Here is an 11,835-nt window from a genome sequence, read left to right on the forward strand (position 1 = left end):
GCGAGAGTAAAATTTGATAAACTGCTTACAATTGTAAACACATTGTGAAGCCGCATTAATGGATGAAAGCGACAAGATTATCGCCGAACTGCGCGAGCAAAATCGGCATCTACAATCCCAACTCGATGACACTAAAAACCTTCTTAATATTGCCCTAAACGACAGCGGACTTGTGCTTTGGGAGCAGGATATTCCTAGTGGTAGGCTTAGTCTTTACAATTGTGAATACGGAAAAATTTGTGGCATTTCAGCTTCTGAGCAAGAAGCACTCTACGAAAATTGGAAATCTAACCTTCACCCCGAAGACAAAGAGCTAGCTATTAATGCTTTTGAGTCAATGATCCACGGGCATAGTAATGAATACAATATTGAATATCGCATGGTGCATCAAGATGGTAGTACTCGCTGGATTAAAGACCGCGGCACCATTCAAGAGTATGATCACGACAATAACCCACTTCGAGTGATTGGCACGCATATCGATGTCACTCAACTGCGCGTAGACCAACACCGCTTATCTAAGTTGGCCCACCATGACACCCTAACGGGTTTACTAAACCGCCATGCATTTGAAACGGAGTTCAACCGATTTTGCCAAACCATAGATGCCAACGGCGGCACCTTAATATTTGTCGATTTAGATCAATTCAAGCCAATTAACGACCAGTATGGCCATACTGCGGGCGATCACATACTAAAAGCTTGTGCTAAACGTATCCAAGATAGCTGTCCTGAAAAAGCAAAGGCAGGGCGCATTGGCGGCGATGAGTTTGCCATACTGCTGCCCTTTAGTGATACCGAGCAGCTAGAGCAACAGGCTAGAACATTGCTCGATAGTTTCAACCAAACTCATAGTTTTAATCATATTGAAGTTTCGGTGAGCCTAAGCATAGGTATGTGCAGCTTTCACCGTCACAACGAAGAATTTAACCAAATTCTCCATCGCGCAGACCAAGCCATGTACCAAGTTAAACATAATGGCAAAAACAACTACGCACTGTGGAAGGCCCCTACTCCAAAGTAGCTATTTATACCAATCGTACTAAGTATCTGTTCATCCTATCTGGTCAAAATACTCGATAACTGCCTTATTTCTGCTCACTTACTTAGAGTGACTGGTATTATTAAAACTACTCAACCAACGCTGAATTTGCAGCTTTCGCAGTGAAAACAAGCCAGCAACCACCACTAAATAAAGCACCGGTTCTAACCACCCCGACTTTAATGACCACCAAAAGTGAACCAGAACAAGCAAGGTTATAGGATAAACTAAGCCATGCAATTGCAACCAACGACGCCCTAGTTTTTGTTGTAAGGCTTTAAGCGAAGTAATGCTCATTGCTAGCAATACCACAAAGGCAACCATGCCCAACCAAATGTAAGGTCGTTGGATATTCTCCTGCCAAAATAGCTGCCAATCTAAACCTAAATCAATCACCAAGTAAGCCGCTAAATGCAACAGTGCATAAACGAACACATAAAGCCCAATTAAGCGCCGATAGCCTAATAAGCTAGGCAATTTAAACTTGCGTGACACAGGCGCTAAACACAGCGTAATGAGCAAAATGTTTAATGCACTGTTCGCTAGGTAATGAATAATAGCCTGAACGGGGTCTCCTCCCCACCAGCCATTAACGACCGCTAAAACACAATAAAACAACGGGCATAATAACAGCAGGTGCAATAGGCCTTTTAGTTGCCAACGATAGCTGGCAAGCGTTTTGTTTATAGCTTTACTCACCTAATCACCATTAGAAGTAGCGGGTTAAATCCATGTTTTTGTATAAGTGGGCAACCTGCTCACCATAACCATTGAACATTTCGGTATCGATACGCTTGCGTCCCAATAAACCCGCGTCATCAATTCTACGTTCAGACGCTTGGCTCCATCGAGGATGGTCGACCTTGGGATTTACATTGGCATTAAAGCCATACTCATGGGGTGAAAGGATATTCCAAGTGGTGGGCGGCTCTACATCGGTAAAGCGAATTCGCACTATCGACTTAATGCTCTTAAACCCGTACTTCCAAGGCAGAACTAAGCGCAATGGCGCACCGTTTTGCGCAGGTAAGGTTTTGCCATACATGCCTACTGCCATAAAGCTTAAAGGGTTCATCGCTTCATCTAAACGCAAGCCTTCTACATAGGGATAATTAATGCCGCCACCTACAAACCGGCTCTTCTGACCTGGCATTTGTTCTGGATCGTACAGCGTTTCAAAAGCAACATAACGCGCCGATGACAAAGGTTTAACTTGTTTGAGCAAATCACTCAAAGAAAAGCCTACCCAAGGAATAACCATCGACCAAGCTTCTACACAACGTAAACGGTAAATACGTTGCTCTAAAGCCATTTTAGCCATTACGTCATCTAAATCTAAGGTCAGTGGTTTTTCCACCAAACCATCGATGGTGAAAGACCAAGGGTTAGGATTAAACTGGCGGCTGTTCTTAACGGGGTCATCTTTTGCAGTGCCAAACTCATAAAAATTATTATGGCTAATGGCTTTTGCCTCTGGCGTTAAGGCATCGTTATGCAAAGGGGGAATATCGGTTTTATTGAGAGCGCGCCGCACTATTGCTGCTGGCTCTTCGTCGTCACCACCAAACCAAGAGGCAGCCTGCCCCGTAGCTGGAAGCAAACTAGCAGCTCCTGCAACGCCAAAACCTTTGATAATATTGCGGCGCTGCTTAAACAGCGCTTCAGGGGTAACAGCCGACTCGGGCTCTTCCCAATCACGTTTAAATTTCAACCACATAGCATCTCCTTTTTATAACAGACCACACTAGTGCCAAATAAATTTCGTGAAACTCGCCGCTGTTAAACTAATTCAGCTACAGGATTCTATCGGCACTATCAATGCGTTTTAAGTGCTGATACTCACCTAATACTGGCGAGCCGGTTAAGTACCGACGCAACATATCCATAGCAACGGCGGTAGACATAATACGTACTACCGAGCGACTTCGATTACTAAGTAATAGTTGCTGACTAATACATTTATCGCCTTCTGCTAAGGTAAAACAAACGGTACCTACCGGCTTTTCCTCACTACCGCCACTTGGCCCTGCTATGCCAGTGACCGACAAAGCAATATCTGCCTCGCTATGTTTAAGTGCGCCTAGAGCCATTGCTTGGCTGGTTTCAATTGATACTGCGCCATATTGCTCAATAGTTGCTGCTGGCACCCCAATGCTTTGCTGCTTTGCCTGATTACTGTAAGTAACAAAGCCGCGATCTAAGTAGGCAGAGCTTCCCGCAACCGCAATCAGCTCTGCAGCTAACATCCCGCCAGTGCAAGATTCAGCTAAGGCCAGCTTTTTGCCCTGCGCTTTCATCAACTGTTGCAGGTACAAGGCCCAATTGCCTTGATCTTCGGTAAATACATGGTCGGCTAACTCGTTGCGAACGACTTGGCTTAATTGCTCATATTGAGGAGCCTCTCGCGGATAAAACAGCTTAACTTCAATACTTGGACGCGCTGAGCGATACCCCAGATGAACACCTTCTGGTAGCGCTAAATCGTTAAAGCGATCACTAAGTGAAGACTCAGACAAACCAAAGGTATAAAAGCGCTTAACCTTGGCTTGCGCATTGGGTGCCGCGGCGATTAGCTGTGGAAACCACTGTTCTTTGAGCATTCGCTTAAACTCGCTAGGCACGCCCGGGGTAAAGATAAGTTTTGCCCCAGCATGTTCCACTATAAAGCCACATGCTGTGCCTATAGGGTTATCCACTAACACTGCGCCCTTGGGTAACATGGCTTGCTTGATATTACTTTCAGGCATTTTAGTGTTTTGTGCCACATACCAAGCTTCAAGCTGCTTTAGCCAATCTTGGTTAAGCTCAAGCTCACAAGCGGTTAACCGCGCTGCGGCTTCAGCGCTCAAGTCATCGCTGGTTGGACCTAAGCCACCATTAACTAATACCCAGTCGCTGCGCTCAGCCGCTTGCTGCAACGCATCAACAATATCATTCATGTTATCTGCCACCGTTTGGCGACGACTAAAGCTTAAACCGAGCTCATTTAACTCTTGGCCACACCAAGCAGCATTGGTATCGGCGATATCACCTTGTAATACTTCGTCACCAGTACTCAGCATTTCAATTTTCATAGCATTGGGGCCCTTATTGTCCTGCGTAAAACTGTTTAATTGCGGTTATCAGAGTATCTATATCTTGTTTGTTCACATTTAAATGGGTAACAAATCGCATTGGCGTGCCAGCGGTCATCAAAATCCCTTGTTCAGCTAATGCAGCGGCCAAAGCGCTAGACTGCTGCTTTAGACAAGTGGCATATACAATATTAGTTTGCACAAGGCTTGGCTCACAACTTAGCTCCTCAATAGTTGCAAGTTGCTCGGCTAGATAAAGAGCGTTGCTATGGTCATCGGCTAAACGCTGTACATTGTTTTCTAAAACATATTGTCCAGCAGCTGCAATAATACCCGCTTGACGCATCCCGCCACCCAACATTTTTCTTAATCGAGTTGCTCGAGCAATAAGCTCTTCGCTGCCCAGCAATAAAGAGCCAATGGGTGCGCCAAGTCCTTTAGATAAACAAATTGTAAAACTGTCGAAAGGGTCAACAAGTTTTCGTTCATCTTCACCGCTTTTAACTATCGCATTAAAAATGCGTGCGCCATCCAAATGCAAAGCCAGGTTATTTTGCTCAACAAAAGGACGTAGCGTAGCTAAATAATCCATTGGCAATACTTTTCCACCAATGGTGTTTTCCAGCGATAACAAACGACTTTTAGCAAAGTGGAAATCATCGGATTTAATAGCGGCTTTTACTTTATCTAAATTAAGGCTGCCATCGCCTTCGTTTTCAATAGGCTGAGGCTGAACGCTGCCAAGTACTGCCGCACCGCCTCCTTCGTATTTATAGTTGTGAGCATTTTGCCCACAAATATACTCATCTCCACGTTGGCAATGGGCCATTATCGCCAGTAAATTGGCCTGAGTACCAGAACTACAAAATAACGCAGCTTGTTTGCCCATGCGCTCTGCAGCATAGCTTTGCAGATGATTTACTGTTGGGTCATCCCCATAAACATCGTCACCTACTGGAGCAGCACTCATTAACTGGCGCATCGCTTGGCTAGGCTGGGTTACAGTATCACTTCTAAAATCGCTCATTATTCTGCCTCTTCGATATTGTCCTGCAACCATGCCATAGGGTCAGGATAGGTAAATTGAAAATTTAGGCTGGCTTTAAGTTTGTTATTGGCAATAACCTTGTTACTTGCTGTTCCATCAACAAAGTTGGGAGCCGCTAAGCCTAACTGCTCTGCTGCTAGTTGGTAGAAAGTTTGCTTAGTGGGATGAAGATCTGCGCTGGCATTAAAGGTCTCTCCCCAACAATCGCGCTTAATAATTTGGCTGATGATCTCAATACAATCGCTGCGATGGATAATATTAATCGGGCTACTAGGGCCACTCACCGTTTTACCCGAGAGAAAACGTCCTGGTTTACGTTGCCCGCCCACTAAACCTGAAAAACGCAATATCGAAGCATCAAAATCAGCATCATTGATTAGCTCATCTTCAATCTGCTTTAAAGCCTTACCGGAGGTAGCCTCTGGTAGCCGTGGGCTAGACTCATCCACCACGCCCTGCATAGGGCCATATACAGAAGTAGACGAAACAAACAGCACCTTTTTCAGCCCTTGGCGTTTGGCGGCTGCGAGCAAATTACTTATTTGCGCAATATGAAATTCAGCAGTGTTGGTTTTACGCCCAGGTGGAATATTGATGATCAGCAAATCGCTATTCAGTAAAGCGTCAATGTTGTTTGAATCAAGCTGCGGGTTTAGTTCTAGGCGGTAAGCTTCTATGCCTGCGGCCCTAAGCTCTGCCAGCTCTTCAGTGTGTCGCTTAGAGCCAAGCACATAATAGCCTTGCTCTAGCAATGACTTTGCCAACGGCATCCCTAACCAACCACAACCTACAATACTAATTCGCTTAATCACTGGGCTTCCTTCTGTGCCTTAGATTTGCATAGTATACCTATCTAGCTATGTGGCTGTTCACTATTAAAAATAAAAATATGGCGGTAAGCCAATTGGCTATAAAAACGGGAGAGTTCAGCATTAATTGTTTGCATCTTCGAATAGAGGGAGCATTCAATAGTGGCTGTTATGGAAAGGTTGAAAAATCAGCTTCGCCAAAACGCAGACAAAAAAAACGACCTAATAAATTAGGTCGTAACAGCAAGTTTTTAGAATTGTTGATACCTAGAAAAGGCTAAGTAATTCAAACAACCCTATACAGCGGGAAAGTTTCAATTAAGTCATCTCAAACTCAATCTTCAAATGCGGCTAACAGTTGCACTCGATGTGAAAACGATACCAGAAAACCTTTTCAAGACAAGTCATAAAAAAGGCTGCAAGCAGCCTTAATTATTATTTTTTGAATTGGATCACGATTTATCGCTAGCGGAGTCGCGAACGATCAATTCTGGATGAAATTTTAGATCCATAACATTTGGTCCCATTTCGTCGTCTTTCGACTCCAAAATGTCAATCGCTAACTGAGCAGCACGTTTGCCCATGTCTTCAATTGGGTAGCGAACCGTGGTTAGTTTAGGGTGAACAAAACGCGCGTAGTGGTTGTCATCGTAACCCACTACAGAGATTTGCCCTGGAATATCATAACCTTTGTCACGCAGTGCTGATAATGCACCTGCCACCATAGAGTCGTTGTAACCCACAATGGCGCTAAACTCTACGCCGCGCTCTAGCAACTTATCAACGGCTTGACTGCCACCTACTTCGTCGGGATAAGCACGCGCAATTAATTGCTCGTTAAGCAGACCAGAGCTCTCTTCCATTGCTTGGCGATAGCCAGATAAACGCTCGACGCCATCAGCAAATGACAAGTCATCGGTGGTGATAAACGCAATATCTTTATGGCCTTTTTCTAACAAGAATGACGTCGCTTTATAACAACCTTCATGGTTATCTAAATACACACAACGGTTTTCAAAACCAGGCACTAAACGGTTAATGAAAATAAATGGCGTATCACAATCGGCCACTTCACGTAGCTCTTCATCACTTAATGCCATTGAGTGAACAATTACTGCATCACATTGGCGTTGCAATAAAATATCGATGGCATGGCGTTCTTTTTCTGCACTATGGTGACCAGACATCACAATAGTGTATTTATCAGACTCATCAACAACTTCTTCAATGCCTTTCATCATTTGCACGAAGAATGGACCACCACCTAAATCACCAACAATCAAGCCAATGCAATCTGAGCGTTTGCTCACTAAAGCCTGGGCAAAGCTGTTAGGGCGATAATGCAGTTCTTCCATCGCTCTGAGTACGGCCTCTCGTTTCTCCGGGGCAACCTGGGCAGTATTGTTAATAACACGGGATACTGTCGAAATAGATACATTCGCCAACTGAGAAACGTCTTTAATTGTGGCCAAATTACTTACCCTCTTTTCGTCTGCTAAGCAGAATTAAACCTGAAACTCGAACAAGGCAAAACTATATCAAGCCAAAGCAAAACTTGATAGTGAAACCGTGCTACAGAGTGTAAACTATGATCTTTAGTCAGTTATGCTATTTTCACCCTTTTATGCAAATTTTGTTTGTTGCATCAATTAATTAAGCAAATCAATTATGTCACTCTTAAGTAAAATACGCTGCGCGCTAACCTTAGGCCAAGGGGTGCTGCTTTCCCCACCAGAACCAAAAGGAAATGAAGATCCTTTTGAGCTATTTGGCGATTGGTTTAAACAAGCAGAGAACTCGGGCATTGTATTGCCTGAATCTATGACCATTTCTTCAGTAGGTCCCGATGGCCGCCCTTCAGCCAGAGTAGTGTTACTCAAAGTCTTTAACGAGCAGGGCTTTGTTTTTTATACCAATTATGGCAGTAGAAAAGGCCAAGAGTTAGAAAATCACCCACTTGCTTGCCTCACTTTTCATTGGAATATCCTACAGCGCCAAGTACGAATAGAAGGCCGCGTGGAACGCGTTAGCCCTAAAGAGTCAGAAGAATACTTTCATAGTCGGGGCCGAGGTAGTCAAATTGGCGCTTGGGCGAGCCATCAAAGCCAAGTTATCGCAAACCGCGAAGTGCTAGAGCAACAAGTAACGCAATACAAACAGCAGTTTGCTGACAAAACGGTGCCATTGCCAGAGTTTTGGGGTGGTTATCGAGTCATCCCCGACACGATTGAGTTCTGGCAAGGAAAAGCCGACCGTCTACACGATCGCTTTCGCTATACCAGTGATGCCAAAGGTTGGAAGATAGACCGCCTTAGCCCTTAGATTTGCCGTATTGGTAGCCCAGTTCGTTTGGGGTAAGAAACGGCGTAAGTTGCTGCTTACGCCGATACTGGTATACCACCTGATAAGCCAGCACACTTTGTACGTAGTGGCGGGTTTCTTTAAAAGGAATAGACTCGACCCATACGTCGGCAGGCACATCACCACGCTCCTTCAACCAGCGATTCACCCGGTGTGGCCCAGCGTTGTATGCAGCTGCGGCAAGAATTCGATTCCCTTGATAGCGATTAAGTAAACCATCGAAGTAAGCACTGCCTAAGCGTATATTATCTTCGGGTTCGAACAATTGGCTTCGCGAGCGATAACGGAAACCGATTTTTCGTGCGGTTTCTTTGGCTGTGGCTGGCATTAGCTGCATTAAACCGCGCGCCCCTACCGAGCTTTGAGCCAAGGGATACATAGCACTCTCTTGACGAGCTACTGCATAAAGTAGGCTTGCCTCAACCTGTCGTTTATTAGCAAAGTACTCAAACTCTTTAGCAAAGCTTAGAGGGAAACGCATTTCCAACTGATCCCACTGCTTTGCAACAATAGAGGCTTGAACCGCCAAATCTTGCCAATCATTGTTTAGGGCTAATACACCTAAATCAAGCTGCCGCAATAAACTTGAACGACGTAACAAGGTATCCCACTCGGTTCGGGCAGAGTAATACTCGCCTAAGGCAAGTAGTTCAGTGACTTTAAGCACCACTGGATGTTGGTTGAGCTGTTTCAGAGTATCGTCGCTAGTGATATGACGCTGCTCTCCCAGTTGATAAGGTTGCTGCAAAAACTGCGCAGATAAAAAGCCATGATAGCTTCTTTCTTTAGCCAGCAGCTCTAAGGTAGGTTGCGCGCGTTCTTTCTGCCCTAAAGCCACCAATGAACGAGCTTGCCAGTAGGTCCAGCGCTCTTGCTTTTGCTTTGCTTCAGGAAGACGGGCAATCCACAAGCCTATTTGGTCCCATTGCTGCTCTGCTATAGCTAGGCGAATTCGACGTTCAATTGTCGCTGTATCAGGATTAAGGCGTAACTGCCGATCTGACCATTTCAATAGCTCTGGGCTTTTGTCACTAATCACTTTGCGGATCAGATAGCGTTCAACATTAAGGTATAAGGCGTCTGATTTAGCCAGTACTTTCGACCAACGCTCAATATGCTCAACGGCTGACTCTAAGTCTGAGCGAGCTAAACGCTTAATTGCTAGTAAAGCGACTTCTTGATGGCGGCTAGATTGGTTTAATTTTAACTTACCGGAACTTAGCACCGCCATAGGCTTAACATAAGCATCCGCTAATAACTTGGCATCAGCTTTTTTAGAATCAGATAAGGACTTAGCAACATATTTCATTAAACCGGGCTTACTGGCTTGAAAACTCAACAGCATTCGTTGCCAACGTAGTTGGTCGCTAATATTTCCAGCTTTCTGCCAACTGTCAAATAAGGGGTCGCAGGCTTTGGGGCGAGAACGCCCATGTACCCATAGTTTCTCGGCGCCTTGCCAAGCTTGACTAGCATCGCCCACTTTAAGTTGAGCGAAATAGTGGTGGCACTGCAAATCAATACTATTGGGTAGCTTTGGATAAAACTCCAGGTAACTTTGCCACTGTTTACGCCTCGCTAATTCCAACAAAAAGCGGCGCTGCAAAGCATTGCTTAAGTAAGATTGAGGATTGTCTAAAATAAACTGTTCTACTTGCTGACGTGAAGCCTTACGCAATTGACCACGCAACTGGTAGTACTGCAAATGATCCACCAAGGGGTAAGCGCCAAGCTTTTCAATAGACTTTTCTGCCTGCGCCCATTTATCGGCACGTTGCAGTTTTCTTATATCTTTATAAGACTGCTGTTGGGGGCTTAACTCTGCAGCATGAGCCATGCCCAAGCTGCCACACACCAAACAAACCAGTACTCGCCAAAACCGCTTGAGCATTACTAATGGCGCCCTATTAAAAGAAACTACTGATATTTAGATTAACGCAGCATTGATTAATCGGCGAGTATAATCTTGCTTTGCATCAGAAAAAATTTGCTCGGTTTCGCCCTGCTCCACCAACTGCCCGTGTTGCATCACCATCACCCGATGACACAAGGCGCGAATAACCGCTAAATCGTGGCTAATGAACAGATAGCTAAGGTTATATTTTACTTGAAGTTTTTTAAGCAACTCCAGTAACTGCTTTTGTACCGTACTGTCTAAAGCTGATGTAGGCTCGTCTAAAATGAGCACTTCAGGCTTCAATACCAATGCTCGCGCTAATGAAATCCGCTGACGTTGCCCGCCTGAGAATTCGTGTGGATAACGATGCATAGTTTCGGGCTCTAGGCCAACATCTTGCAAAGCTTCAGAAACGCGTTGCTTAAGCTGCTGCTCGTTAAGCGAAAAGTGCAAACTTAAACCTTCGCCAATAATCTGTAGCACCGACATACGAGGACTTAAACTTGAGAAGGGATCTTGAAACACAATTTGCATAAAACGACGCAGCGGTCGCATCTGTTTTACCCCATAGTCATGAATAAACTCACGCTTAAACGCAATTTCACCTTCGCTATCAATTAGCCTTAGTACCGCTTGGGCCAAGGTACTCTTACCTGAGCCACTTTCACCTACAATCCCCAGTGTTTCACCGCGTTTTAGATGAAAGTCGATGCTGTTAACCGCCTTTATATGATCAACCGTACGCTGCAAAAAGCCGCGCTTAATCGGAAACCATACTTTTAGCTTACTGGCTTCAAGTAACAGCTCTTGTTTAGCTGCTGGAAGCTGCTCACGCACGGGTTCAGAATCTAACAATACCTTTGTATACGCATGTTGCGGAGCGGCAAATAGTTGCTGGCAAGCGTTTAACTCTACCAACTCACCAGCCTTCATTACTGCGACTCGGTCGGCATAGTTACGCACAACATTTAAATCGTGAGTAATAAGCAAAATTGCCATGCCTAGTTTTTGTTGTAACTCTTTCAAAAGCTCCAAAATTTGCAGTTGAATTGTGACATCTAAGGCAGTGGTGGGCTCGTCGGCAATAAGTAGCTTTGGCTCAGTGGCTAAGGCCATAGCAATCATTACCCGTTGCCTTTGCCCACCAGAAAGCTCATGAGGAAAGCTATTCAAGCGTTTTTCTGGCTCAACAATGCCCACCAGATTCAATAACTCTAACACCCTTTCGCGTGCCTGTTGTTTATGCATGCCTCGGTGTACACACAATACTTCGCTTATTTGTTTTTCAACACTATGAAGAGGATTAAGCGAGGTAAGAGGCTCTTGGAATATCATTGCGATTTGGTCGCCACGTAAGGCCTGCAGCAGTTTTTTAGGTTGGTTTAGCACCGACTTCTGCTGCAGCAAAATCTCGCCCTTAACCTCGGCTTTATCGCCCAGCAAAGACAATACCGACAGCGCAGTCACCGATTTCCCGGAACCACTCTCCCCCACCAAGGCTAAGATCTCACCAGCATAGACATCAAAACTAACTTGCTTTACTACCGGCTCTGGCAAACCAAAACAAACAGATAGCTGTTTTACTTCTAATAACTTGTTCATTG

At 44.9% G+C, this 11,835-nt stretch carries 10 protein-coding genes; 2 read left to right on the plus strand and 8 right to left on the minus strand.

Features of this window, described 5'->3' with window-relative positions:
• The first annotated feature begins 58 nt into the window (after positions 1-58).
• Positions 59-1,024, plus strand: coding sequence for a sensor domain-containing diguanylate cyclase (locus LQZ07_RS17315; RefSeq protein ID WP_152781581.1), 966 nt, complete (start codon positions 59-61; stop codon positions 1,022-1,024).
• Positions 1,025-1,102: 78 nt separating this feature from the next.
• Here the strand turns inward: LQZ07_RS17315 and LQZ07_RS17320 are convergent, their stop codons facing one another.
• The 6 genes from LQZ07_RS17320 to LQZ07_RS17345 all read right to left on the minus strand — a co-directional run bounded on the left by LQZ07_RS17320 (position 1,103) and on the right by LQZ07_RS17345 (position 7,445).
• Positions 1,103-1,741 carry a sulfite oxidase heme-binding subunit YedZ gene (locus tag LQZ07_RS17320; protein ID WP_249483215.1) on the minus strand — a complete coding sequence of 213 codons (639 nt, stop codon included), beginning with the start codon at positions 1,739-1,741 and terminating at the stop codon, positions 1,103-1,105.
• Positions 1,742-1,751: 10 nt separating this feature from the next.
• Positions 1,752-2,759, minus strand: coding sequence for a protein-methionine-sulfoxide reductase catalytic subunit MsrP (msrP, locus tag LQZ07_RS17325; RefSeq protein WP_152781583.1), 1,008 nt, complete (start codon positions 2,757-2,759; stop codon positions 1,752-1,754).
• 76 nt (positions 2,760-2,835) lie between these two features.
• On the minus strand, positions 2,836-4,116 hold the full coding sequence (locus LQZ07_RS17330) for a CinA family nicotinamide mononucleotide deamidase-related protein (RefSeq protein ID WP_152781585.1): 1,281 nt from the start codon (positions 4,114-4,116) through the stop codon (positions 2,836-2,838).
• Positions 4,117-4,129: 13 nt separating this feature from the next.
• The gene (gene ltaE / locus LQZ07_RS17335; RefSeq protein ID WP_152781587.1) at positions 4,130-5,143 is read right to left on the minus strand and encodes a low-specificity L-threonine aldolase; all 1,014 of its coding nucleotides are present in this window, start codon (positions 5,141-5,143) and stop codon (positions 4,130-4,132) included.
• Positions 5,143-5,976, minus strand: coding sequence for an SDR family oxidoreductase (locus tag LQZ07_RS17340; RefSeq protein WP_152781589.1), 834 nt, complete (start codon positions 5,974-5,976; stop codon positions 5,143-5,145). The genes ltaE and LQZ07_RS17340 overlap by 1 nt, the downstream gene beginning before the upstream one ends.
• A 449-nt stretch (positions 5,977-6,425) precedes the next feature.
• The gene (locus LQZ07_RS17345) at positions 6,426-7,445 is read right to left on the minus strand and encodes a LacI family DNA-binding transcriptional regulator (protein ID WP_152781591.1); all 1,020 of its coding nucleotides are present in this window, start codon (positions 7,443-7,445) and stop codon (positions 6,426-6,428) included.
• Positions 7,446-7,641: 196 nt separating this feature from the next.
• Here LQZ07_RS17345 and pdxH point away from each other — a divergent pair, with 196 nt between their 5' ends.
• Positions 7,642-8,295 carry a pyridoxamine 5'-phosphate oxidase gene (pdxH, locus tag LQZ07_RS17350; RefSeq protein ID WP_152781593.1) on the plus strand — a complete coding sequence of 218 codons (654 nt, stop codon included), beginning with the start codon at positions 7,642-7,644 and terminating at the stop codon, positions 8,293-8,295.
• Here the strand turns inward: pdxH and LQZ07_RS17355 are convergent.
• Together LQZ07_RS17355 and LQZ07_RS17360 are read right to left on the minus strand one after the other, a co-directional pair.
• Positions 8,285-10,225 (minus strand): transglycosylase SLT domain-containing protein, encoded by a 1,941-nt coding sequence (locus tag LQZ07_RS17355; protein WP_152781595.1) that lies wholly within the window; start codon positions 10,223-10,225, stop codon positions 8,285-8,287. The two genes, pdxH and LQZ07_RS17355, sit on opposite strands and share 11 nt — an antisense overlap.
• A gap of 36 nt (positions 10,226-10,261) precedes the next feature.
• Entirely contained in the window at positions 10,262-11,833 is a 1,572-nt protein-coding gene (locus LQZ07_RS17360; RefSeq protein ID WP_227981234.1) for an ABC transporter ATP-binding protein, read from the minus strand.
• Between the last annotated feature and the right edge of the window lie 2 nt (positions 11,834-11,835).

The sequence above is a fragment of the Agarivorans sp. B2Z047 genome (genome assembly GCF_023373605.1).
Lineage (GTDB): Bacteria > Pseudomonadota > Gammaproteobacteria > Enterobacterales > Celerinatantimonadaceae > Agarivorans > Agarivorans albus.

Excerpts from the sequence above, each read along its gene's own strand:
- LQZ07_RS17330 (WP_152781585.1), bottom strand. The coding sequence starts at position 4,116 with ATGAAAATTGAAATGCTGAGTACTGGTGACGAAGTATTACAAGGTGAT.
- msrP (WP_152781583.1), bottom strand. The coding sequence starts at position 2,759 with ATGTGGTTGAAATTTAAACGTGATTGGGAAGAGCCCGAGTCGGCTGTT.
- pdxH (WP_152781593.1), top strand. The coding sequence starts at position 7,642 with ATGTCACTCTTAAGTAAAATACGCTGCGCGCTAACCTTAGGCCAAGGG.
- ltaE (WP_152781587.1), bottom strand. The coding sequence starts at position 5,143 with ATGAGCGATTTTAGAAGTGATACTGTAACCCAGCCTAGCCAAGCGATG.
- LQZ07_RS17315 (WP_152781581.1), top strand. The coding sequence starts at position 59 with ATGGATGAAAGCGACAAGATTATCGCCGAACTGCGCGAGCAAAATCGG.
- LQZ07_RS17355 (WP_152781595.1), bottom strand. The coding sequence starts at position 10,225 with ATGCTCAAGCGGTTTTGGCGAGTACTGGTTTGTTTGGTGTGTGGCAGC.
- LQZ07_RS17360 (WP_227981234.1), bottom strand. The coding sequence starts at position 11,833 with ATGAACAAGTTATTAGAAGTAAAACAGCTATCTGTTTGTTTTGGTTTG.